Annotated in this window: 1 pseudogene; it reads left to right on the top strand. The window is 70.0% G+C overall.

The window, feature by feature from the left end:
* Nucleotides 1-267, top strand: a pseudogene (locus WN71_RS39320) (1,4-alpha-glucan branching enzyme); the annotation flags it as partial.

Here is a 267-nt window from a genome sequence, read left to right as displayed (position 1 = left end):
CGGTCGCCTCGATGCTCTACCTCGACTACTCGCGCGAGGAGGGCCAGTGGCTGCCGAACGAGCACGGCGGCCGGGAGAACCTGGACGCGGTGGCCTTCCTCCAGGAGATGAACGCGACCCTGTACCGGCGGGTGCCGGGCGTGGTCACCATCGCCGAGGAGTCCACCGCCTGGGACGGCGTCACCCGGGCCACCCACCACAAGGGCCCGAGCGGTTTCGGCGGGCTCGGCTTCGGGCTGAAGTGGAACATGGGCTGGATGCACGACT

This window comes from Streptomyces mangrovisoli (assembly GCF_000974985.2).
GTDB classification, from domain to species: Bacteria; Actinomycetota; Actinomycetes; order Streptomycetales; family Streptomycetaceae; genus Streptomyces; species Streptomyces mangrovisoli.
Note: the sequence above shows the minus strand (reverse complement) of the source record. Positions and strands in the feature narration are given on the sequence as shown.